21 protein-coding genes are annotated in these 22,873 nt (G+C 74.2%); 13 read left to right on the top strand and 8 right to left on the bottom strand.

Annotated features, from left to right (window positions below; translation table 11 throughout):
• Positions 1-69: 69 nt before the first annotated feature.
• Positions 70-1,152 (bottom strand): polyprenyl synthetase family protein, encoded by a 1,083-nt coding sequence (locus MILUP08_RS25450; protein WP_039906632.1) that lies wholly within the window; start codon positions 1,150-1,152, stop codon positions 70-72.
• 9 nt (positions 1,153-1,161) lie between these two features.
• The gene (locus MILUP08_RS36415; RefSeq protein WP_007463085.1) at positions 1,162-1,566 is read right to left on the bottom strand and encodes a helix-turn-helix domain-containing protein; all 405 of its coding nucleotides are present in this window, start codon (positions 1,564-1,566) and stop codon (positions 1,162-1,164) included.
• Between the two features lie 214 nt (positions 1,567-1,780).
• On the opposite strand from MILUP08_RS36415, the gene metF reads away from it, so the two are divergent.
• Together metF and MILUP08_RS25435 are read left to right on the top strand one after the other, a co-directional pair.
• On the top strand, positions 1,781-2,698 hold the full coding sequence (gene metF / locus MILUP08_RS25440) for a methylenetetrahydrofolate reductase [NAD(P)H] (RefSeq protein WP_007463083.1): 918 nt from the start codon (positions 1,781-1,783) through the stop codon (positions 2,696-2,698).
• Between the two features lie 21 nt (positions 2,699-2,719).
• Positions 2,720-3,433, top strand: a complete 714-nt coding sequence (locus tag MILUP08_RS25435; protein WP_007463082.1) for a CDP-alcohol phosphatidyltransferase family protein — start codon at positions 2,720-2,722, stop codon at positions 3,431-3,433.
• A 60-nt stretch (positions 3,434-3,493) separates the two neighbouring features.
• On the opposite strand, the gene MILUP08_RS25430 is transcribed toward MILUP08_RS25435, so the two are convergent.
• Genes MILUP08_RS25430 through MILUP08_RS25405 form a run of 6 tightly spaced genes read right to left on the bottom strand, consistent with a single transcriptional unit; the run spans position 3,494 to position 8,792 of the window.
• Positions 3,494-4,981: a phytoene desaturase family protein gene (locus MILUP08_RS25430; RefSeq protein ID WP_007463081.1), complete on the bottom strand. Its 1,488-nt coding sequence runs from the start codon at positions 4,979-4,981 to the stop codon at positions 3,494-3,496.
• An 11-nt stretch (positions 4,982-4,992) separates the two neighbouring features.
• The gene (locus MILUP08_RS25425) at positions 4,993-6,120 is read right to left on the bottom strand and encodes a glycosyltransferase family 2 protein (protein WP_007463079.1); all 1,128 of its coding nucleotides are present in this window, start codon (positions 6,118-6,120) and stop codon (positions 4,993-4,995) included.
• Positions 6,117-7,025, bottom strand: a complete 909-nt coding sequence (locus MILUP08_RS25420) for a carotenoid biosynthesis protein (protein ID WP_007463078.1) — start codon at positions 7,023-7,025, stop codon at positions 6,117-6,119. The genes MILUP08_RS25425 and MILUP08_RS25420 overlap by 4 nt, the downstream gene beginning before the upstream one ends.
• Positions 7,022-7,573: a GNAT family N-acetyltransferase gene (locus MILUP08_RS25415; protein WP_007463076.1), complete on the bottom strand. Its 552-nt coding sequence runs from the start codon at positions 7,571-7,573 to the stop codon at positions 7,022-7,024. Before MILUP08_RS25415 ends, MILUP08_RS25420 begins: the two co-directional genes overlap by 4 nt.
• Positions 7,570-8,307, bottom strand: coding sequence for a hypothetical protein (locus MILUP08_RS25410; protein WP_007463074.1), 738 nt, complete (start codon positions 8,305-8,307; stop codon positions 7,570-7,572). Before MILUP08_RS25410 ends, MILUP08_RS25415 begins: the two co-directional genes overlap by 4 nt.
• Entirely contained in the window at positions 8,304-8,792 is a 489-nt protein-coding gene (locus MILUP08_RS25405) for a YbaK/EbsC family protein (RefSeq protein WP_039908776.1), read from the bottom strand. Before MILUP08_RS25405 ends, MILUP08_RS25410 begins: the two co-directional genes overlap by 4 nt.
• A 452-nt stretch (positions 8,793-9,244) precedes the next feature.
• Between MILUP08_RS25405 and MILUP08_RS25400 the strand changes: the two genes are divergently transcribed.
• The 11 genes from MILUP08_RS25400 to MILUP08_RS25355 all read left to right on the top strand — a co-directional run bounded on the left by MILUP08_RS25400 (position 9,245) and on the right by MILUP08_RS25355 (position 22,804).
• On the top strand, positions 9,245-9,694 hold the full coding sequence (locus tag MILUP08_RS25400) for an SAV_6107 family HEPN domain-containing protein (protein WP_007463070.1): 450 nt from the start codon (positions 9,245-9,247) through the stop codon (positions 9,692-9,694).
• 100 nt (positions 9,695-9,794) lie between these two features.
• Complete coding sequence (locus MILUP08_RS25395) at positions 9,795-10,520, top strand: hypothetical protein (RefSeq protein WP_007463068.1); 726 nt, start codon at positions 9,795-9,797, stop codon at positions 10,518-10,520.
• Complete coding sequence (locus MILUP08_RS25390) at positions 10,517-12,358, top strand: DNA polymerase Y family protein (RefSeq protein ID WP_007463066.1); 1,842 nt, start codon at positions 10,517-10,519, stop codon at positions 12,356-12,358. The genes MILUP08_RS25395 and MILUP08_RS25390 overlap by 4 nt, the downstream gene beginning before the upstream one ends.
• 297 nt (positions 12,359-12,655) lie before the next feature.
• Positions 12,656-16,054, top strand: coding sequence for an error-prone DNA polymerase (locus MILUP08_RS25385; protein WP_007463063.1), 3,399 nt, complete (start codon positions 12,656-12,658; stop codon positions 16,052-16,054).
• Positions 16,055-16,139: 85 nt separating this feature from the next.
• Positions 16,140-17,489: an extracellular solute-binding protein gene (locus MILUP08_RS25380; protein ID WP_007463058.1), complete on the top strand. Its 1,350-nt coding sequence runs from the start codon at positions 16,140-16,142 to the stop codon at positions 17,487-17,489.
• A 6-nt stretch (positions 17,490-17,495) separates the two neighbouring features.
• Positions 17,496-18,443: a carbohydrate ABC transporter permease gene (locus MILUP08_RS25375; protein WP_007463055.1), complete on the top strand. Its 948-nt coding sequence runs from the start codon at positions 17,496-17,498 to the stop codon at positions 18,441-18,443.
• Positions 18,440-18,616 (top strand): hypothetical protein, encoded by a 177-nt coding sequence (locus tag MILUP08_RS36110; protein WP_007463054.1) that lies wholly within the window; start codon positions 18,440-18,442, stop codon positions 18,614-18,616. The genes MILUP08_RS25375 and MILUP08_RS36110 overlap by 4 nt, the downstream gene beginning before the upstream one ends.
• A complete protein-coding gene (locus MILUP08_RS25370; RefSeq protein WP_007463052.1) occupies positions 18,613-19,536 on the top strand; it encodes a carbohydrate ABC transporter permease in 924 nt (307 codons plus the stop codon). Before MILUP08_RS36110 ends, MILUP08_RS25370 begins: the two co-directional genes overlap by 4 nt.
• Positions 19,537-19,545: 9 nt before the next feature.
• Positions 19,546-20,313, top strand: coding sequence for a methyltransferase domain-containing protein (locus MILUP08_RS25365; protein ID WP_039906629.1), 768 nt, complete (start codon positions 19,546-19,548; stop codon positions 20,311-20,313).
• Positions 20,310-21,482: an alkaline phosphatase family protein gene (locus tag MILUP08_RS25360; protein ID WP_007463048.1), complete on the top strand. Its 1,173-nt coding sequence runs from the start codon at positions 20,310-20,312 to the stop codon at positions 21,480-21,482. Before MILUP08_RS25365 ends, MILUP08_RS25360 begins: the two co-directional genes overlap by 4 nt.
• 62 nt (positions 21,483-21,544) lie before the next feature.
• Positions 21,545-22,804 (top strand): DNA polymerase IV, encoded by a 1,260-nt coding sequence (locus tag MILUP08_RS25355; RefSeq protein ID WP_007463046.1) that lies wholly within the window; start codon positions 21,545-21,547, stop codon positions 22,802-22,804.
• Positions 22,805-22,873 lie beyond the last annotated feature (69 nt).

Genomic DNA, 22,873 nt, shown 5'->3' with positions numbered 1-22,873 from the left:
GGCGCGACACGCCGAGGCGAACGCCGCTAACCTCATGATCACCCAGGACGGCGGGGGAGGGGAGCCGGGTTAGTCGGCTCGGCGGGTCGCCGCTATGGCCAGGTCCACCAGGGCCTGGCGGGCCTCGGTGTCGAGGTCGACGGCGGCCAGCGCGGCCAGCGCGGTGTCGGTGAGCGTGACGATCCGCTGCTCGGTGCGGGCCAGCGCACCACTCGCGTGGATCAGCTCGCGGAGCCGGGCCACGCCCTGCTCGTCCAGGTTCGGGTCGCCGAGGCGGCTGAGCAGCAGGTCCCGGCCCGCGTCGTCGGTGGCCTCCACGGCCGCCGCCACCAGGTAGGTGCGCTTGCCCTCGCGCAGGTCGTCCCCGGCCGGCTTGCCGGTCTGCGCCGGATCGCCGAAGACCCCCAGCACATCGTCGCGGAGCTGGAACGCCTCGCCCAACGGCAACCCGTACGCCGAGTAGGTCGTCCGGACGACCTCCCCGGCGTCGGCCAGCGCGGCGCCGAGCAGCAGCGGACGCTCGACGGTGTACTTCGCCGACTTGTACCGGGCGACCTTGCTGGCCCGTTCCACCGACGTGTCGCCGGTGACCTGGGTCAGCACGTCGAGGTACTGCCCGACGGTGACCTCGGTGCGCATCTCGTCGAAGACCGGCCGGGCCCGGGCCACCGCCCGCAGGTCCAGGCCGGCGGAGTGCAGCAGCTCGTCGGACCACACCAGGCACAGGTCACCGAGCAGGATCGCGGCGGCGTCGCCGAACCCGTCCGGGTCACCGCCCCAGCCGGCCGCCCGGTGCCGGGTGGCGAACCGCCGGTGCACCGCCGGCTCACCGCGCCGGGTGTCGGAACGATCCATCAGGTCGTCATGGATCAAGGCGCTGGCCTGCACGAACTCCAGCGCCGCGAGGGCCGTGAGGACCTGGTCGCCGTCCACCCCGCCGGCGCCCCGGAACCCCCAGTACGCGAACGCCGGGCGCAGGCGCTTGCCGCCGCCGAGCACGAAGGCTTCGATCGCCTCCGCCACCGGGACGAGGGCTTCGTCCACCCGGGTCAACCGGGCGCGCTGGCCGGCCAGGAACTCGGTGAGGGCCTTGTCGACCCGCTCCCGCAGGCCGGCACGGTCGACGGGGGACACGGGAGCAGCGTGGGTCACGCCCCGACGCTAGCGGGTCGCCCCGGCTCGTGCTCCACCGCCACGCGAAGTCCCGCCGGGTCGCCCGCCGGCGTGACCGGGCCCGACCCGGCCGGCCGGCCGCGTACCCCCCGCCACCCCGCGCCGGCCCGGCCCGCCGGCTGCCGTCGGGCGGGTTCGTCGGGTGTGCACGGCGGCCTCGGCGAGCACCACCAGCGGCACGTCCAGCACGACGGCGAGCCAACCGAGCCAGAACCCGCCGGGCACGCGTCGCTGCCGTTCCCACCGGGACACCTCGTGGCGGCTCAACGTCGGCACGCCCGCGGCGGCGCACAGCTCGGCGGCGGTGCGCCGCTGGCTCCAACCCCGGGCCAGCCGAAGCCGGACCAGGAGCGGCCCGAGCGGGGTGCGGGTCGGCGGTGGGGGTGAGGTCATGGGTCCTCCCGGCGGGGCGTCGGCGCGGTGACACCCCACCCGTCCGAGCAGACGGGACCGGTGCACCTCTCGGCTGCGTGACCCCCGCGCCGGACCCCCGGGCCGCCCCCACCGCCCCTCCCGCGCCCCTCATTCCTACCCCTGGGGTACGACGGCCTTCCCCGCCGGTGGGAAGCGCCTGGGTGTCGATGGCCCCGCCCGCTAGAGTCGGGTCGTGGCGCTCGGTCTTCCCTCGGTACTCCCCAATCCGCAGCCGGCGATCGGGGAGCTCATCCGTGACCGCCAGCCGACCTTCTCGTTCGAGTTCTTCCCGCCCAAGACGGAGGTGGGGGAGCGGCTGCTCTGGCAGGCGATCCGCGAGCTGGAGTCGCTGCGCCCGTCGTTCGTGTCGATCACCTACGGCGCGGGCGGTTCGACGAGGGACACCACGGTGGCGGTGACCGAGCGGATCGCCACCGACACCACACTGCTGCCGATGGCCCACCTGACCGCTGTCAACCACTCCGTGGCCGAGCTGCGGCACGTGATCGGCCGACTCGCCGGTGTCGGGGTGCGCAACGTGCTTGCCGTGCGCGGTGACCCGCCGGGCAACCCGGGCGGCGAGTGGGTCCGGCATCCCGAGGGCGTCGACTACGCCGAGGACCTGGTCCGGCTGGTGCGCGACTCCGGTGACTTCAGCGTCGGTGTGGCGGCCTTCCCGTACAAGCATCCCCGCTCGCCCGACGTGGCGAGCGACACCGCGCAGTTCGTCCGCAAGTGCCGGGCCGGCGCCGAGTTCGCGATCACACAGATGTTCTTCGAGGCCGACGACTACCTGCGCCTGCGCGACCGGGTGGCCGCCGCCGGCTGCGACACCCCCATCCTGGCCGGGGTGATGCCGGTGACCCAGATCGCCACCATCGAGCGGTCCGTGCAGCTGTCCGGGGCGCCCTTCCCGCCGGCGCTGGCGGCGCGCTTCGAGCGGGTGGCCGACGACCCGGAGGCGGTGCGCCGGCTCGGCATCGAACAGGCCAGCGACATGTGCCGTCGACTGCTGGACGAGGGCGTACCGGGAATCCACTTCATCACCCTCAACAGGTCCACCGCCACCCGAGAGGTCTGGCAGAACCTCAAGGCCGGCGCGCGGGTGTGAACGCGGAGTCTGCGACACCTGATGCCCGGCACGACGGTTGATCCTCAGGTGGGCACACAGCTGAACTGGGACCAGTACGCCACGGCGTGGGCGCGGTTGCACGGCGGGTTCGACCCGCGGGTCGCCGCGCCGGTGGTGCGCGCCTGGCTGCGGTTCGCGTACCACGTCGGGTATGTGCTGGGCCGGCTGCGGGTCGGCCCCACCCCGGTCACCGTGGCGGGGGTGCTGCTCTGCTTCTGCGTACCGTTGCTGGCGACCCGGCCCGGCGACGGCCCGTTCCTCGGCGCGTTGTTCGTGCTGCTCGCCGCGGTGGCCGACAGCGTGGACGGCGCGGTGGCGGTCGCCACCGGTCGCACCACCCGACTCGGCTACGTCTACGACTCGCTTGCCGACCGGCTCGGCGAGGTGGCGTGGCTGCTGGCGTTCTGGCTGGTCGGCGCGCCGGGCGCGCTTGTCGTCGCGGGCGGCGCGCTGTCCTGGCTGCACGAGTACGTCCGGGCCCGCGCGGTGTCCGCCGGGATGCGCGACATCGGCGCGGTGACCGTCGGCGAACGACCCACCCGGGTCTCGGTCGCGCTGGCGGGCCTGGTGGTCGCCGGGCTGGCCGGTCTGATCGAACCGGACCTGGCCGCCGGCACCATCACCATGGCGACCGCGGTGTGGGTGCTGCTGGCCGGCTTCGGGCTGGGGCAACTGCTCTCCACCGTCCGCCGCGCCCTGCTCGACGCCGGCTGAGCCCTCCGGTCGGCTGGGCGCTCCGGTCGGCTGAGCGACCCGCCGGCTGAGTGGTCGGGCCTACCAGGCGGGGCCGATCTCGTCGGCGACGATCTGCGCGGAGAGGGTCACCATGGGCAGGCCGCCGCCGGGGTGGCTGGAGCCGCCCACCAGCCACAACCCGTGCGCCGGGCCCCGGTTGGCCGGGCGCAGCAGCCCACCGGCGGTGCCGTAGATCGCGCCGCCCGGCGTCCCGGTCGCCGCGTCCAGGTCGGCCGGGGTGCGCACCTCGCGGAACAGCAGCCGGTCCCGCACGTCGACGCCGCGTTCGGCCAGGACGTCCAGGATCCGGTCGGCGTACGCGTCGGCCAGCCCCGGGCGTCGCCAGTCGACCGCGCCACCGGCGGTGCCCTGCCGGGCGGCGTTGACCAGCACGAACCACGCCTCGTGCCCGGCCGGGCGGACCATCGGGTCGTCGGCCACCGTGACGAACACCGTCGGGTCGGCCGCCGGTCGGGCCCGTACGCCCCGTCCCGGGTCGCCGAAGACCGCGTCGAACTCCGCGTCGTAGTCGCGCGGGAAGAAGACGTTGTGGTGCGCCAGGCCGGTGCTGCCGGAGACGCCGAGCAGCAGCACGAAACCGGCCAGGCTGCGATCGGTCAGGCCGGCCAGCCGGCGCGCGTGCGGCAGCAGGTCGCGGTAGACGGTGAGCGCGTCGACGTTTGCCACCACCACGTCGGCGGGCACCGGCGCGGTGACGCCGGCGAGGCGTACCCCGTGCACCCGCCCGCCCGCCGCGTCGATCCGGGTCACCGCGGTGCCGGTCTGCACGACCACGCCGAGGTCCAGGCAGCGGGTCAGCAGCGCGTCGGCGAGCGTGCCCAGCCCGCCGCGCAGGTACCACCCGCCGTAGGTCAGTTCGGCGTACGGGACCGCGACCAGCGCCGCCGGCGCCCGGCGCGGGTCGGCGCCGGTGTAGGTGGCGTACCGGTCCAGCAGCATCCGCAGCCGCGGGTCGGACAGGTGCCGGCGGCCCAGGCCGCGCAGGGTGCGGCCCGGGGCGATGGCGGCCAGGTCGCCGATGCGCCAGGCCAGCGACGCGAGGTCGCGGGGGGAGTCGACGGTACGGCGCAGGATGTCCCGCTCGGAGGCCCGCCACACCCGTTCGGCGCGGCCCCACAGTCGCTGCCAGTCGGCCGCCGCCCGGTCGCCGAGGGCGGCCCCGATCCGGGCGGCGAACTCCGCCGGGTCGGCGCACGAATCCAGTGCCGGGCCACCGCCGGGAAAGACGTGCCGGACGATCGGGTCCAGCGGCGTCAGGTCCAGGTACTCGTCGAGCTTCGCCCCGGTCGCCTCGAACAGGTCGTGGAAGACCTGCGGCAGGGTGAGCAGGCTCGGCCCGGTGTCGAAGTGGAACGACCCGGCCGGGGTGTCGTGCACGTACCGGCCGAGCTTGCCGCCGACCGTGTCGGCGGCCTCGAAGACGGTCACCTGGTGCCCGGTTGCGGCCAGCCGGGCGGCGGTGGCGAGGCCACCCACCCCGGCGCCGACGACCACGATCCGCGCCATGCCGCGCCCTCCTAGCTGACCGGGCGGCCCCGCCAGGTCAGGCGGCGTCGCTTTCGCAGATGGTACGACCGCAGCGTCAACCAACCGAGGACCACGACCGACACGGGGTGTGCGAGCGCGTCGGGCCACCACCGGCCGCCTGTCGCGCGGGCGGTGAGCACCCGCCCGGCCACCCCGAGCAGGTAGCCCGCCAGGCCCACGGCGGCCACCTGCGTCGAGCCGACCACGAGCCCGACCAGCGCGACCAGCGGCGGAGCGGTGTAGAGCAGGAGCAGCAGTGTCACCACGGTGGCCGCCGCGCCGGGGTGCCCGAACGACGCCCACAGCGACTTCGAGTACCCGTCACGCAGTTGCGGCCAGTCGTCGTACATCCGGCAGGTGGCCAGCCGGGAGCCGTCGGCCAGGGCGATCCGCCCGCCGGCGCGCTTGACCGCCCGGGCCAGCTCGACGTCCTCCAGGATCTTGTCGGCGACGGCGGCGTGCCCGCCGGCGGCGGTGTAGCCGGCCCGGTCCACCACCAGGAACTGCCCGCCTGCCGCGGCCAGCGACGGCCGCCGCGAGCGCTCCATCGCCCGCAGCGGCAGGAAGGTCAGCCACAACCACTGCAACAGCGGCTGCACGAGCCGGTCGGCAGCCGTCGCCACCACGATCCGGGGGTACGGCGACAGCAGCGTCGCGCGGGCGGCGCGCAGTTCGGTGACGGCGGCGGCCACGGCGTGCGGGGCGAGCACCACGTCGGCGTCGACGAAGACCAGCGCGGTGGCCCCCGGGTCGGCCCGGGTGGCCAACTGCCAGCAGGCGTGCGGCTTGCCCAACCAGCCCGGCGGCGGGGCGACCCCGCTGAGCAGGGTGACCCGCGGGTCGTCGCCGACGACCGCGCGGACCACGTCGGCGGTGCCGTCGGTGGATCCGTCGTCGAGGACCACGATGCGCAGCGCCGGCACACCACGCTGGGCGAGCAGGGCGCGGAGACAGGGCGTGACCCGGGTGGCCTCGTCGCGAAGCGGCAGCAGGACGGCCACCGGCTCGTCGACGTCGTCGGGTCGGTCGGTGGGGCGACGCAGCCATCGGGCGGCGTTGACCCAGGTGTGCCCGGTCAGCGCCGCGACGGCGAGCAGCAGTGCGGCCAGGACGATCATCGGGTCGCGTCGACGCCGGGGCGGTGCGGTTGGTGGTCGTCCCGGCGCGCGTGGTGGGGCCGGCGGGCGCGCAGCAGGGTGACCGTCAACGGCACGGCGGTGACCGCCATGCCGGCGGTGCCCCAGAGCGCCGACGCGGGCAGGTCCAGGAAGACCGCGTGGGCCAGGATGCTGGAGAAGTACGTCCACAGGTACAGCGCGAGCATCGGGTGGTCCCGCCGATCGGTGTGCTCGGCGGACGGCCCGGCCAACGGGCGCAGCGCGCTCATCAGCAGCACCGCGAAGAGCAGCCAGCCCAGGTAGTTGCTGACCGGGATGCCGGCCAGGCCGGGCAGCGCCGGGGTGGCGTCCCGCCAGACCCAGTAGCCCTCGGCGACCATCTGCGGGTCGAGGAAGAGGTCCCAGGCGGCCAGCCCCACCGCCGCCAGCGCGATCCTGCCCACCCACCGGCCGGCCGTCGTGCCGCTGCCGACCGTCGTGCCGCTGCCGACCGGCGTGCCGTGGCTGGCCGTCGTGCGGCTGTCGGTCGGCGTGCCGCTGCCGCCGGTCAGGCGGACCGCGGCCAGCCACGCCGGCCAGGCCATCCAGGTCCACGCCAGCGGGATGATCAACGGCACCCCGGCCAGCTTGGGGCCCAGCTCACCCGAGTAGTCGTAGCTGCCGAACGGCACACCGGTGGCCACCCCGATCGCCTCGATCGCGAACCCGCCGCCGGTGGCCACCGCGACAAGCGCCGCCGCGACCCGGGGCCCGCGACTGAGCAGCGCGTGACCGACCGAGAGCAACCAGCCGAGCACGACAGTGGCCACGGTCAGCCCGGCCCGGGTGGCACCGGTGGTCAGCGGGTAGCAGATCTGGGCGAGCACCAGGACGGCCAGCAGCGTCCAGGAGATCCGCCGGGTCATGACGCGGACGGCTCAAGCGGCAGATCTCGACCGAGTACGCCGAAGGGCCGTTCGTCACCGGGGAAGTGGAAGTCGCGCAGCACGTCGACGAAGCCGAACCGCCGGTACAGCCGCCAGGCCCGCGAGGTCTGCTCCGGGGCCTCCGGGGTGGACAGCAGCGTCGTGTCGCCCTCGGCCATCGTGAGCAGCGCCCGCAACTGTCCGGCGCCCAGCCCGTGCCCCTGCGCCGGCGGGCGGACGTGCAGCTCGACCACCTCGAAGCAGTGGGTGAGCCAGCGCTTGCGGGTCGGGCCGTCCAGCGCCCGGTACACCTGGTCGTGCCACCACTGACCCGGACCGCCCAGATAGCCGTACCCGAAGCCGGCGAGGTGACCCTCGCTGGTCAGGCTGGCCACGGCCCGGAACCCGGGCCGGCGGACGTGGGTGGCGATGTAGCCGCGCCGGGCCTCCAGCAGATCGGTGCGGTATCCCATCGCCTCGCCGTAGACGGCCACCACGTCGTCCAGCCGTCGGACGAGATCGTCCGGCGTCCAGCGCACCAACCTCATGCCCGTCCACCCTTCACTGTCGCCTGGTCGTCGTCGGCGACCCACCCGAGGACCGTCCGGTCGCCGACCACGTCGCGTACCTCGAACCGGGCGAACAGCTCCTCGGCGTACCAGCCCGCGGTGGGGGTTCGCATGATCGCCGCCCGATGCTCCGGGTGACGGTACGCGAACGCCACCAGGTCCGTCGGGTCACGCCACACGCTCACCGTGCCCTGCCAACCCAGCGGGGCCTCACCGACGCCGAACCGGGCCAGCAACCCGGGCGCGTCGCGCAGGGCGGCGGCCACCGGCGGGATCGCCCGCCAGAAGGTGGCCGCCCGGCGGGCCCGCAACCGGGCCCGGGTCAGCGCCAGCACCGGGCCGGTGACCCGGCCGCCCGGCGGCTCGCCGAACGGCCGCCGGCCGGACCACTCGCCCCGGCTGCTCAGCGGGCGTAGGTCGACCCGGGCCTGGGCGTGGGCGATCCGTGCCCAGGCGCGTCCGACCGGCGAGTCGTCGAAGCCGGCCGCCGCGGCGGGGGAGTCCCAGACGGTAAGCGCCGCCCACCGGGTCAGGTCGGCGTCGCCCGGCCCGAAGCCGGTGCCGGTCCCCGTGCCCAGCAGCTTGCCGAACCGGACGCCCGGCAGGGCCCGCAGCCGACGCGGGTCCACCGCCATCCGGGTCAGCGCCCGGGGCAGCGCGCCGCGGGGAGTCCGCCACACGTGCAGGGTGACCAGCTCCGGTACGGCGCTCACGCCACCTCGGCCGGGGTGCCGGCGGTGACGCGCAGCAGCTCGGCGTAGGTGGTCGGGAAGACCGCCTGCGGTACGCCGCCCGCGGCCCAGATCTGCGGGTACGCCGCCAGCGCGGTGTCCACCAGGGTGCGCAGCGGCTGCGGGTGCCCGAGCGGGGCGACTCCGCCGATCGGCTGCCCGGTGTGCGTGCGGACGAACTCCGGGGTGGCCCGGCGCAGCCGGGTGACTCCGATGGACGCGGCCAGGCCGGCGGTGTCGACCCGGTGCGCGCCGGAGGTGAGCACGAGCAGCGGCGCGTCGTCCGCGTCGAAGATCAGCGAGTTGGCGATCTGGCCGACCTCGACGCCGAGCGCCTCGGCGGCGGCTGCCGCGGTGTGCACCGCGTCGGGCAGCAGGCGGACCGTGCTGGGCTGGCCGGCGTCGTCGCGCGCACCGGCGCCGTCGAGTGCGTCCTGCACCGCCCGTACGTTCGGGTGTGGCTGCATGGGGACATTCTTCCCGGTCCGCCGGTGCCGGTTCACGCCGGTACGCATCGACGCGAGCCCCGGCGCGTCACACGTTGCATTTTCGTCGGAGGGGAGGTGTACTGTCAGGAGCAGTTAGAACGAGTGTTCGATTGCCTCGAACGCCCGTTCCAACCAGCCGGAGCGCGGTGTTTCGCGGCGCCAGCTCCGGGCGGTGTGGCTTCGCGGGCCGCACCTGGGTTTCCGGGCAGTCGCGAGCCCGGTCCCATCAGGCAGGAGCGTCGCTCGCCGCCCACGACCCCCGGGCGGCGAGCGACGAACCCGCCGGTACGCCGGCCGGGTGTGGTGTGGGGAAGCATCCACACCCGGCCGGCCACCCCCGGTGCGTCTTCCTCCGCACCACCCGACCTCGGCGTCTCGTCGGCGGCACCACCGCCCCGGCCGACGCCCCGGCCATGTGGAGGAGACAGTCCATGCCGACCAACCCGGCTCAGGCACCGACGGTGCCGGCGCACGTGCTGCCGCACCGCACCCCTGCCCAGCTCCTCACCCTGGCCCGCCGTGGGCTGGTCGAGGCCGGCCAGACCCGACCCGACGGCCTGCGCTACGCGGCCGCCCACCTGGCGGCGTTGCGCGCGGCGGCCGCCCTGCTCGCCGCCCGGGCCCGGCCCGCCCCGAGCCGGCGCAACCGGATCACCAGCGTCTGGGTTCTGCTCTGCGCCGTCGCCCCCGAGCTCGACGAGTGGTCCCGGTTCTTCGCCGCCGGGGCCAGCAAGCGAGCCGCCGCCGAAGCCGGCATCCCCCGGGTGGTCAGCGCCCGTGAGGCCGACGATCTGCTCCGCGCCGCCGAACAGTTCGTCACGGTGGTGGAGACCGCGCTCGGCGTGGCACACCAACCGGCCCTGGACGGCCTCGCCGCGTGAGCCCGCCGTGATGCCGACCGCCTGGAAGGGAAGCCGGGCGGCCGGCGTCACGGTGCGTCGGTCCTGATCTGTTCCACAGCAACGACGGGGGGTTGGTCCCATGGCGGGCCGCATGGTGGTCGGTTCCGCCGCACTGGCCGATCTGGTACGCCCGGCGAGCGCACCCGATCCGGTCGGCGGCCACCGGGTGCTGCCGGTGGCGCCCGAGCTGACCGGCCTGCTGCCCAACCGGGGCCTGCGTCGCGGCAGCACGATCGCGGTCGCCGCAGGTCAACCCCGACGCAGTGGCGGCACCTCGCTGGTGCTGGCCCTGCTGGCCGAGGCGTCCCGGGCCGGTTCGTGGTGCGCCGTGGTCGGAGTGCCGACGTTCGGCGCGGGTGCGGCAGCCGAGCTGGGCATCGCCCTGGACCGGCTGGCCCTGGTACCGAATCCCGGCCCCGAGTGGGCCACAGTTGTCGCCGCGCTGATCGACGGGGTGGACGTCGTGGTCACCGCCGTACCCGCTGCGGTCTCCGCCTCGGTCGCCACCCGGCTGGCCGCGCGGGCCCGACAGCGCGGCAGTGTGCTCGTTCCGTACGGCCGGTGGGACGGCGCGGACGTGACGTTGCAGGTGGTCCGTGGCGTCTGGGAGGGGCTCGGCCAGGGCCGGGGGCGGCTGCGTCGCCGGGAGGTCACCGTCTCGGCGCGTGGGCGCGGAGCAGCCGCCCGCCCCAAGGAGATCAAGGTCTGGCTCCCCGGCGCCGAGCTCACCCGGGTCATTCCCGGGGCGGCCCGGTCGACAGTGGGCCGTCCGTCCGTGTCGCTCGCCCTGGTCGGGTCGGGGTGACGGGCTCGCCGATCCGGACCCTGTTGCTGTGGTGCCCGGACTGGCCGGTGCTCGCCGCCGAGATCGTCGACGGGGTGCCGGCCACCGGTCCGGTCGCCGTGCTGCACGCCAACCGGGTGGTCGCCTGCTCCGAGCGGGCCCGCGCCGAGGGCGTGCGCCGAGGGCTGCGCAAGCGGGAGGCGCAGGGCCGTTGTCCGCAGCTCACCGTCGTGGAGTACGACCCCGGCCGGGACGCCCGGGCGTTCGAGCCGGTGGTCGCCGCGCTGGAGGAACTGGTCGCCGGCGTCGAGGTGGTCCGTCCGGGCGCCTGTGCGGTTGCCGCCCGGGGCCCGAGTCGCTACCTCGGTGGCGAGGAGGCGGCCGCCGAGCGGCTCATCGAGCACGTCGCCCAGTCCTGTCTGGTGGAGAGCCAGGTGGGCATCGCCGACGGGGTGTTCGCCGCGGGGTTGGCCGCCCGCGCCGGCCGGGTGGTGGAGCCGGGTGGAACACCGGCGTTCCTGGCCGGGATGCCGGTCGAGGCGCTCGGTCGGTCCGCGCTGGCCGACCTGCTGCGCCGGCTGGGGGTGCGGACCCTCGGCGACTTCGCCGCGCTACCGGCCGGCGACGTGCTGGCCCGGTTCGGGTTCGACGGCGCGCTGGCCCACCGGTTGGCCGCCGGCCGGGATCACCGCCCACTCGCCGTCCGGGAGCCGCCCACCGACCTGACGGTGACCGCCACGTACGACGAGCCGATCGACCGGGTCGACGCGGCGGCGTTCGCCGCCCGAGCGTTGGCCGAGCAGTTGCACGACCGGCTCGCCGGGCACGGGCTGGCCTGCACCCGGCTCGGCATCGAGGCGGTCACCGAGCACGGGCAGGAGCTGCACCGGGTGTGGCGGCACGACGGCCTGCTCACCGCCGCCGCCATCGCCGACCGGGTGCGCTGGCAGCTCGACGGCTGGCTCTCCGGCAGCAACGGCCGCACCGGCGCCCGACCGGCCCGACCGACCGCCGGCATCATCCGGCTGCGGCTGATCCCGGACGGGGTGCTCGCCCAGGCCGGCCTGCAGGCCGGTCTCTGGGGGGAGACGGGCGAGGAGCGGGAGCGGGCGCACCGGGCATTGAGTCGGGTACAGGGCATCCTCGGCCCGGAAGCGGTGGTCACGGCCGTGCTCGGCGGTGGGCGCTCCCCGGCCGACCAGGTGCGCCTGGTGCCGTGGGGCGACGAGCGGCTCCCCGCCCGACCCGGTCCGCCGGCCGTCGCCGGCGCCGATCGGGCCACCGGCGGTGGCCGTGCCGGCGGAACCCGTGCCGGCAGTGACTGGGCCGGCGGTGGTCTTGCCGGCGGTGACCGTGTCGGCGGTAGCCGGGCTGACGGTGGCCGGGCTGACGGTGGCCGGGCTGACGGTGGCCGGGCTGACGGTGGCCGGGCTGACGGTGGCCGGGCTGACGGTGGCCGGGCTGACGGTGGCCGGGCTGACGGTGGCCGGGCCGGCGGTGCCGGTCGGCCCGCTGATCGCGGTGGGGACGTTCCGCCGTGGCCGGGCCGGCTGCCGCCGCCCGCGCCCGCTGTGGTGCTGCCCAGTCCGCTCGCCGCGACCGTGCACGACGCCGCCGGCGAGCCGGTGGTGATCAGTGCGCGGTTGGCGGTGAGCGCTGTTCCCGCCCGACTGGTGGTCGGCACCGGCCGGCCGGCGGAGATCGTGGGCTGGGCCGGTCCGTGGCCGGTGGACGAGCGCTGGTGGGCGCCGGCCGAGGCCCGTCGCCGGGCCCGGTTCCAGGTCAGCCTCGCCGACGGCACCGCTCTGCTGCTCGCCGTGGAGTCCGGTCAGTGGCTGGTGGAGGCGATCTATGACTGAGCCAGGTCGGCCCATGATCGGCATGGGCCGGTTCGGCGTTGGCCGGGTGGCAGATGTCCCGGTGAGCGATATGACTGGGAGTCATATTTATGACTGTGAGTCATATCGCTCACCGAACCCTTCGCCGCCGGCGGGGTCGCGTGCGGCCCGGTGGCTGGCCGGTCGTGGCACCGCCGCCGGGCCGGCCCGACCGGTCCAAGCGGTCGGCGCGGTCCGAGCGGGTGGCGCGGTCCGAGCGGGTGATGCGGTCCGAGCGGGTGGTGCGGGCGGCGCGGTCCGAGTGGCCGGAGTGGCCGGATGAGCTTTCACAACCCGAAGATGCCCTGGTCGGAGCTGGAGCGGGTGCTCTCCGGCCGGGCCGGCGGCACCCGGGCCGGTGGCACCCGGGCTGGCGGTGACGGGGGAAGCAGAGGCGAACGGCACCTGCACGTGGTGGATCCGCTCGCCGTGGACGCCGACGGTGGGGACTCCCCGGCCTGGAGTCGCCGGCGCGAGCAGTACCAGCCGCCGGAGCTGACCCGCCCCGACGGGGTGGTGCCCTACGCGGAGCTGCACGCGCACACCAACTTCAGCTTCCTCGACGGCGCCAGCCACCCGGAGGAGCTGGCCGAGGAGGCGGCCCGGTTGGGGCTCACCGCGCTCGCCGTCACCGACCACGACGGCTTCTACGGGGTGGTCCGCTTCGCCGAGGCGGCTCGTACGCTCGGCCTGCCGACCATCTTCGGCGCGGAGCTGTCCCTCGGGCTGCCCGGCCCGCAGAACGGCGAGCCCGACCCGCACGGCGCGCACCTGCTGGTGCTCGCGCACGGCCACGAGGGGTACGCCCGGCTGGCCACCACCATCGCCCGCGCCCAGCTCCGCGGCGGGGAGAAGGGCCGCCCGGTCTACGGGGAGCTGGAGGAGGTCGCCGCCGAGCTGCGCGACCACGTGCTGGTGCTGACCGGCTGCCGCAAGGGGCACGTGCCGGGGGCGCTGCTCACCGAGGGGGTGGACGCGGCGGCCCGCGAACTGGACCGGCTGACCGCGCTCTTCGGCGCGGAGACGGTGGCGGTGGAGCTGACCGACCACGGGCATCCCGTCGACGCCGACCGCAACGACGCGCTCGCCGAGCTGGCCGCCGCGGCCGGGCTGCCGACGGTGGCCAGCAACAACGTGCACTACGCCAGCCCCGGCCGGCGTCGGTTGGCCACCACCGTCGCCGCGGTGCGGGCCCGACGCAGCCTGGACGAGATCGACGGGTGGCTGCCGGCGGCGGCAACCGCCCACCTGCGCAGCGGCGCGGAGATGGCGGCCCGGTTCGCCGCGTACCCGGGTGCGGTGGCCCGGGCCGCCGAGTTCGGCGCCGAGTTGGCCTTCGACCTGCAACTGGTCGCGCCGCAACTGCCGGCGTACCCGGTGCCGCCGGGGCACACCGAGATGAGCTGGCTGCGCAAGCTGACCGCCGACGGCGCGCACGAGCGCTACGGGCCGCCGCAGGCGCACCCGACGGCGTACGCGCAACTCGACCACGAGCTGAACATGATCGAGGAGCTGGGCTTCCCCGGCTACTTCCTGGTGGTCTACGACATCGTCAGTTTCTGCCGTGAGCAGGACATCTACTGCCAGGGCCGGGGCTCGGCGGCCAACTCGGCGGTCTGCTACGCGCTGCGCATCACCAACGTGGACGCGGTCCGGCACCGGCTGCTCTTCGAGCGGTTCCTCGCCCCGGAACGGGACGGCCCACCGGACATCGACGTGGACATCGAGTCCGACCGTCGGGAGGAGGTGATCCAGCACGTCTACACCCGCTACGGCCGGGAGCACGCCGCGCAGGTCGCCAACGTCATCTCCTACCGGCCCCGGTCGGCGGTACGGGACGTGGCCAAGGCGTTCGGTTTCTCACCCGGTCAGCAGGACGCCTGGAGCAAGCAGATCGACAGGTGGGGCTCGGTCGCCACGGTCGACGTCGAGGGCATCCCGGAGCAGGTGGTGGAGTACGCGAACGAGCTGCAGACGTTCCCCCGGCACCTGGGCATCCACTCCGGCGGCATGGTGATCTGCGACCGGCCGGTGATCGAGGTCTGCCCGGTGGAGTGGGGGCGGATGCCCGGCCGCAGCGTCCTGCAGTGGGACAAGGACGACTGCGCCGCCGTCGGCCTGGTGAAGTTCGACCTGCTCGGCCTCGGCATGCTCTCCGCGCTGCACTACGGCTACGACATGATCGGTGAGAGCCTCGACCTGGGTGACATGACCCTGGACGACCCGGAGGTCTACGACATGCTCTGCCGGGCCGACTCCGTCGGGGTGTTCCAGGTGGAGAGCCGCGCCCAGATGGCCACCCTGCCCCGGCTCAAGCCCCGCGAGTTCTACGACCTGGTGGTCGAGGTGGCGCTGATCCGACCCGGCCCGATCCAGGGCGGCTCGGTGCACCCGTTCATCCGGCGCAAGAACGGCCAGGAGCCGGTGACCTTCGCCCACCCGCTGATGCGCAACGCGCTGGAGAAGACCCTGGGTGTGCCGCTGTTCCAGGAGCAGCTGATGCAGCTCGCCATCGACCTGGCCGGCTTCGACGCGGCCGAGGCCGACCAGTTGCGCCGGGCGATGGGCGCGAAACGCTCGGTCGAGCGGATGACCCGCATCGCCGACCGGCTCTACGCCGGGATGGCCGAGCGGGGCATCACCGGCGAGCTGGCCGACGACGTCTACCGCAAGCTCACCGCGTTCGCCAGCTACGGCTTCCCGGAGAGCCACGCGATGAGCTTCGCCTACCTGGTGTACGCCAGCTCCTGGCTCAAGCGCTACCACCCGGCGCCGTTCCTGGCGGCGCTGCTCAACGCCCAGCCGATGGGGTTCTACTCCCCGCAGACCCTTGTCGACGACGCCCGCCGGCACGGGGTGGAGGTCCGCCGTCCGGACATCAACGCCAGCGGGGCTCTGGCGGTGCTGGAATCCACCCCGGACACCCGGTGGGGCAGCGGGCCGGGGGAGCCGCCGCACGCCTGGGGGCTGGGCGGCCCGGCCGTACGACTGGGGCTGTCCAGCGTGCGTACCCTCGGCGCCGAGGTGGCGGAGCGGATCGAGGCCGAGCGGACGGCCGGTGGGGCGTACCGCGACATGCCTGATCTGGCCCGGCGGGTCGGTCTCACCGCCGCGCAGCTGGAGGCGCTGGCCACCGCGGATGCCTTCGCCTGTTTCGGGCTGACCCGGCGGGAGGCGCTCTGGGCCGCCGGCGCGGCGGCCCAGGACCGACCGGGTCGGCTGCCCGGCACGGTGACCGGCGCGGCGGCGCCCACGCTGCCCGGCATGGAGGCGGTGGATCGGCTGGTCGCCGACGTGTGGGCCACCGGTTTGTCACCGGAGAGCCATCCGGCCCGCTTCATCAGGGGTCAGCTCGACGTGCTCGGGGCGGTGCCGATCGCCCGGCTCGGTCGGGTGGAGCCCGGGCAGCGGATCCGGGTCGGCGGCATCGTCACCCACCGGCAGCGACCGGCGACCGCGGGCGGGGTCACCTTCCTCAACCTGGAGGACGAGACCGGGATGCTCAACGTCACCTGCTCGCCGGGGCTGTGGCAGCGCTACCGGCGGGTGGCCCGCACCAGCGCCGCGCTCGTGGTCCGGGGGCGACTGCAACGGCACGAGGGGGTGACCAACCTGGTCGCCGATCGACTGGACGCGATCGAGCCGCCGGTCCGTCCCGCCTCCCGTGACTTTCGCTGATCGGGGCCTCAGGTTTGAACCTCCCGAGAAGAGGAGAAGTGCAGGTCGCGGGCAAGGTCGCCCGCGACCTGTTCGGGAGGGTCTCATGTCACGGAAAATGCGGGCGACCGCGTTCGCCGGGGTGCTCACCCTGGCGCTCGCCGGCTGCGGGGGAGTCGGCGGCGGTAACGACGAGGGGGGCGGCACCGCCACCAAGGGCGCGCTCAGCACCATGGGTTTCGGCTTCTCCGACGAGATCGCCACCACCCGGGTCGACGCGTTCAAGCGGGATCATCCCGACGTCGACCTGAAGGTCACCGAGGGTGCCTTCGACGAGCAACAGTTCCTCTCCGCGGTCGCCTCGGGCAACCCGCCGGACCTGGTCTACATGGACCGCAAGTTGATCGGCACGTACGCCGAGCGCGGTTCGATCCAGCCCCTGACCGACTGTGTGAAGAAGCAGGACATCAACCTGGAGCAGTACCGGCCGGCCGCCCGCGCCCAGGTCACCCTGGACGGCACCGTCTACGGCATCCCGGAGTTCTCCACCGTCCGGGTGGTCTACCTCAACGAGGGCCTGCTCAAGAAGGCCGGTCTGACCGCCGACCAGGTGAACCTGGCCGACTGGGCGGCGCTGCCCGCGCTCAACGCCCGGCTGGCCACGGTGTCCGGCGGCCGGCTCTCCCGGATCGGCATCGACCCGAAGGTCCCCGAGTTCCTGCCGATGTGGGCCAAGGCCAACGGTGTCGACATGCTCTCCGCCGACGGCCGTACCGCGAAGCTGGACGACCCCAAGGTGATCGAGGCGCTGACCACCGGGGTCAACCTGATCCAGCAGCAGGGCGGCTGGGGCAGGTTCAAGTCCTTCCGGGACACCTTCGACTTCTTCGGCGCGCAGAACCCGCTGTCCAAGAACCAGATCGTGGCCTGGCCGATGGAGGAGTGGTTCCTCAACCAGGCCGCCAAGAACAGCCCGAACGCCGAGCTGGTGGTCAAGCCGTTCACCGACCGGCAGGGCAAGCCGCTGACCCAGTCCGCCGGGCAGGCCTGGGTGATCACCAAGGGCGCGAAGAACCCGGACGCGGCGTGCGCGTTCGTCAAGCAGATGACCGCCACCGACACGTGGGTGGCCGCCGCGAAGGCCCGGGTGGAGGCCCGCAAGGCCGCCGGCCAGCCGTTCACCGGCGTCTACACCGCAAACGCCGAGGCGGACAAGAAGATCTTCGACGAGCTGTACCAGCCGACCGGCAACAAGCGCTTCGACGACGCGGTGGCGACCATCCGCTCGGTGCAGGACGCCGCGTTCGCGATGCCCGCCTCGCCGGCCGGCGCCGAGTTCGACAAGGCGTACTACGACGCGGTCAACCGGGTGCTCGCCGGTCAGGCCCAGCCCGCGCAGGCGTTGCAGCGAGCCCAGCAGGAGGCCACCGCCGCGCTCGACAAGGCCGCGAAGTAGACCACGATGGCCACCGTCACCGCTGCGGCACCGGGCCGGCGACGCCGTACGCCGCTGGCCCGGCGGGAGGCCCGCTGGGCGTACCTCTTCCTGGCGCCCTGGATCGTCGGTTTTCTGATCTTCTACGCCGGGCCGATGGTCGCCAGCCTCTGGTTGAGCTTCACCGAGTACGACGTGATCAACGCGCCGAGGTACACCGGACTGGACAACTATCGGGAGTTGATGAGCGACCCGGCGGTGGCCCGCAGCCTCGGCAACACCGTCTACTACACGGCCCTGCACGTGCCGCTGGTGATGCTCATCTCGCTGGGGCTGGCGCTGCTGCTCAAGCGGGTCGGCCGGTTGCAGGGTTTCTTCCGGACGGTGTTCTACCTGCCGGTGATGACCCCGGCGGTGGCGGTGGGCATCCTCTTCCTGCTGCTGCTCAACACCCAGGACGGCCTGATCAACCGGGTGCTGGGCCTGGTGGGGATCGACGGTCCGAGCTGGACCACCGACCCGCACTGGGTGATGCCCGGCATCATCCTGATGAGCCTGTGGAGCCTCGGTTCCACGGTGATCATCTATCTGGCGGCGTTGCAGAACGTGCCCCGTGACCTGTACGAGGCGGCGGCCATCGACGGCGCCGGCCCGTGGGCGCGGTTCCGTTCGGTCACCCTGCCGATGATCTCCGGGGCGCTGTTCTTCACGCTTATCGTCAACACCATCGCGTCGCTGCAGATGTTCACCGAGGTCTACACGATGTACTTCGGCAACCGGGAGACCCAGAACTCGTTCAACAGCGACGCGGCAAGCTTCTACGTCATCCACCTGTTCCAGGAGGCGTTCCAGTTCCTGCACATGGGCTTCGCCTCGGCGATGGCCTGGCTGCTCTTCGCGATCATCTTGATCATCACGCTGGTACAGGTGAAACTCAGCAACCGGTTCGTGTACTACGAGGGAGAAGACAAGTGACGGGCATGATGGGCCACAACGGCGTGGCCAACGCGCGACGGACCCGACTCACCGCGGGCTGGGTGCCCGAGCAGCACCTTGAGCCGCGCGAGTACCAGGTCACCGACGGGCCGGTGGCCAACGCTCGACGGTCCCGGGCGGAGGACGACCCCGCAGCCGGTGAGCAGTCGTGACCACCGCCGTCGAACGCAGCGCCGCCGCACCGGTGCCCGGCATCGAGCCGGCCCGGGCGGTGGCGCGCCGCCCGCCGGCCGAGGAGGCCGGCCGGCCCCTCTGGCACCGGGTGCTGTTCGTCGCGGCGCTGGTCGGCGCCGCGATCATCTTCATGCTGCCGTTCGTCTGGCTGGTCAGCGCCTCGCTGCGCCCCCGCGAGTACGTCTTCGCCCCCGGCTTCCTGCCCACCCCGTTCTCCCCGGAGAACTACGCCGAGGCGTGGCAGGCCGTGCCCCTGCTGACCTGGTTCGGCAACAGCGTGGTGGTCGGCGTGGCCGCCGCCGCGGCGGTGACGATCTCCAGCGCCTGGGTGGCCTTCGGCTTCGCCTACTTCCGGTTCCCCGGCCGCAACCTGCTCTTCGGGCTGGTGCTGGCGACCATGATGCTGCCGTTCGCGGTCACCATGATCCCGACGTACCTGATCTGGTCGAACCTGGGGCTTACCGACACCCAGGTGCCGCTCTGGGCGGGCAACCTGTTCGGCTCGGCGTTCTACATCTTCCTGCTGCGACAGTTCCTGCTCTCGCTGCCCCGGGAGTACTTCGAGGCGGCCCGTGTGGACGGGGCGAGCTATCCGCAGCTGTTCTGGAAGATGGCCTTCCCCCTGATCCGGCCGGCGCTGCTCGTCGCGTTCGTCTTCGAGTTCAAGGCCAGCTGGACGGACCTGCTCAAGCCCCTCATCTACCTGCGCAACGAGCAGCTCTACACCCTGCCGCGCGGGCTCAAGGTCGTGCTGGACCGGTTCGGCTACGGCGGTGAGCAGCAGTGGGAGATCGTGCTCGCCGGCAGCGTGCTCGCGACCATCCCGATGATCATCCTGTTCTTCCTGGCCCAACGACACTTCGTCGAGGGCATCGCCACCACCGGTCGCAAGGGCTGACTGGACCGGGTGACTAGGCTCGACCGGGTGGAGCAGACCCGACGCCCGTTCGCCGGGCCGCCGCTGACCCCCCGTACCGCCGTGCTCTGGTCGGTGCTGCGCGCCGAGCTGGACCGGCGCGGCGACGCCGAGCTCACGGTGCTGGACGTGGGCGGCGGCACCGGCGGGTTCGCCGTTCCGCTGGCCCGCGCCGGGCACCGGGTCACAGTCGTCGACGCGAGCCCGGACGCCCTCGCGGCGCTCACCCGGCGGGCCGCCGAGGCCGGGGTCGCCGACCGGATCGTGGCCGTGCAGGGCGACGGCGACGCCCTGGCCGGGCTTGTCGAGCCGGCCGGCGTCGACCTGGTCCTCTGCCACGCCGTCCTGGAGGTCGTCGACGACCCCGCGCCGGTGGTCGCCGCGCTGGCCACCGCGCTGCGCCCCGGCGGCGCGGCGAGCGTCCTGGTCGCGGGGCGGGCCGCCGCCGTGCTGGGCCGCGCCATGAACGGTCACCTGGAGGTCGCGGCGGCGCTGGCCGCCGACCCGGCCGGCACCGCCGGGCCGCGCGACACGCTGCGCCGCCGCTACGACGCCCCCGGCGCCGCCGCGCTGCTCACCGCCGCCGGGCTCACGGTCGAGGAGATCCACGGGGTACGCGTACTGGCCGACCTGCTGCCGGCCGCGGTCGCCGACGGGCAGTCCGCCTCGCTGGTCGAGCTGGAACTGGCGCTTGCCGCGCAGTCCCCGTACCGGGACCTGGCCGCCCAGCTGCACCTGTTCGCCCGCCGGCCGGCATGACAGTCGCGCCGGGTGGCGGGCCGCCGCCGCTTGCCGTCCTCGGCCCGGCGGGCAGCGGGGACCGGCTCGCCGACGTGCTGCCCAGCGCGCTCGCCGTGCTGGGCGTGCCCGGGTCGACCGACCCTCTCGGGCTCGTGCCCGCCCTGGCCGGGGTACGCCGGATCGCCGTGCTGCTTGTCGACGGGCTCGGCTGGTACCAGGTGCCGACCGCCGCCCCGTACGCGCCGACGCTCGCCGGGCTGGCGGCGACTGTGGGTCGGCCGCTGATCGCCGGTTTCCCGTCCACCACCCCGACGAGCCTGGTGACGCTGGGCACCGGTGTCACGCCCGGCGCGCACGGGGTGCTCGGCTTCACCGTGCGGGTGCCCGGCACCGACCGGGTGCTCACCCACACCGACTGGGCCGCCGATCCGTCGCCGCTGCGCTGGCAGCCGGTGCCCACGCAGCTCCAACGGGCCCGCGCGGCCGGGGTGGCGGTGAGCGTGGTGAGCCGACCGGAGTTCGGCGGCAGCGGGCTGACACTGGCCGCGAACCGGGGCGGCGACTTCCGGGGCGCGGCCGGCGCCGACGAGGTCGCCGCCACCATGCTGGCCGCGCTGTCCGCCGGCCCGGGGCCGACCCTGGTCTCCGGCTACCACGCCGACCTGGACCGGCACGGACACCTCAGCGGAGTCGACTCGGCGCCCTGGCGGGTCGCCGCCACCGAGGTGGACGGCCTGCTCGCCCGGCTTGTCGACGGGCTGCCGCCGGACGCGGCGCTGCTGGTGACCGCCGACCACGGGCAGCTCGACGTGCCCCTGGCACACCGCTTCGACCTGGACACCGATCCACGGCTGCGCGACGGGGTCCGGGTCGTCGCCGGCGAGGCCCGGGTGCGCTACCTGCACGTCGAGCCGGGCGCGGTCGACGACGTGGTGGCCGCCTGGTCGGGGGTGCTCGGCGACGCGGCCCGAGTGCGTACCCGGGCGGAGACGGTGGCCACCGGCTGGTTCGGGCCGGTGCCCGAGGAGCACCTGGAACGGATCGGCGACGTGGTGGTGACCTGCAACGACACGTACGCCGTCATGGCCAGCCGCACCGAGCGGCCGATGGCGTCGAAGCTGGTGGCGTACCACGGGGCGGACACGGCCGCCGAGCTGACCGTGCCGCTGCTGGTCGTGCGGGGCTGAGCGGCACGCGGTCCGGCCGGTCGGCCGGTGGTGCTGTCGTACCCCCGGGTTAACCTGCCGGGATGGGCCGCAGCCAGTCGTTGCCCCGGGGCGACGATCCGCGCTTCGGGCCGGACGCCGACGATTCCGCCAGCCCGATCCTGCACGTCGACATGGACGCCTTCTTCGCCGCCGTCGAGGTGCGCCGCCGCCCCGAGCTGCGCGGCAAGCCGGTCATCGTCGGCGGCGTGGGGCCGCGCGGCGTGGTCAGCTCGGCCAGCTACGAGGCCCGCCGGTACGGCGTCCGCAGCGCGATGCCGACCAGCCAGGCCCGCGCCCGCTGCCCCCACGCGGTGTACCTGCCTCCGGACTTCACCGTGTACACGCCCGCGTCCCGGGCGGTCATGCAGATCTTCCGGGACGTCACCCCGCTGGTCGAGCCGCTCTCGCTCGACGAGGCGTTCCTCGACGTGACAGGCGCCCGCAGGCTGTTCGGCTCCCCGGCGACCATCGCCCGGCTGATCCGGCGTCGGGTCGCCGACGAGCAGGAGCTGACCTGCTCGGTCGGGGTGGCGCCGAGCAAGTTCGTGGCCAAGCTCGGCTCCACCCGGGCCAAACCCGACGGCCTGCTTGTCGTACCCCCCGGCCAGGTCCTCGACTTCCTGCACCCGCTTCCGGTGGACGCCCTGTGGGGCGTGGGGGAGCGCGCCGCCGAGGCGCTGCGCCGGCTCGGCCTGGCCACCGTCGGCGACCTCGCCGAGGCCCCGGTGGGCATGCTCCGCCGGGCGGTGGGCGCGGCGTCCGCGGCGCACCTGCACGAGCTGGCCTGGGGCCGTGACCCGCGGCGGGTCAGCCCCGAGCACGTCGACAAGTCGATAGGCGCCGAGGTGACCTTCGACGCCGACGTGGCCGACCCGGTGGAGATCCGCCGCGCCCTGCTCACGCTCAGCGCGAAGGTGGGCGTCCGGCTTCGTGGCTCCGGCCAGGTCGGGCGCACGGTCACCCTCAAGGTGCGGCTTGCCGACTTCCGCACCGTCAACCGCTCCCGCACCCTCACAGTGCCCACCGACACGGCCCGCGAGATGTTCGACACGGTCTGGGCGCTTTACACCGCACTCGACCCGGGCGAGCGGATCCGGCTCGTCGGTGTCCGGGTGGAGGGACTCGCCCCGGCGCAGGGCGCACCCCGACAGCTCACCCTCGGCGCGCCCGAGCGTGGTTGGCGGGAGGCGGAAGCTGCCGCGGACGCCGCTGCTGCCCGTTTCGGGCGGTCCGTCATAGGTCCGGCCAGTCTGATGGGCGACCGTGACGCCCATCGAAAGGAAAATCCGCCCCACCCGTAGGTCGTCCCGCTTTCCGACGCGCGACCCCCCTCGTAGACTTGCGGGTAAGCAGCCGGTTGGCTGCCACGG

Source organism: Micromonospora lupini str. Lupac 08 (assembly GCF_000297395.2).
Lineage (GTDB): Bacteria > Actinomycetota > Actinomycetes > Mycobacteriales > Micromonosporaceae > Micromonospora > Micromonospora lupini.
Note: the sequence above shows the minus strand (reverse complement) of the source record. Positions and strands in the feature narration are given on the sequence as shown.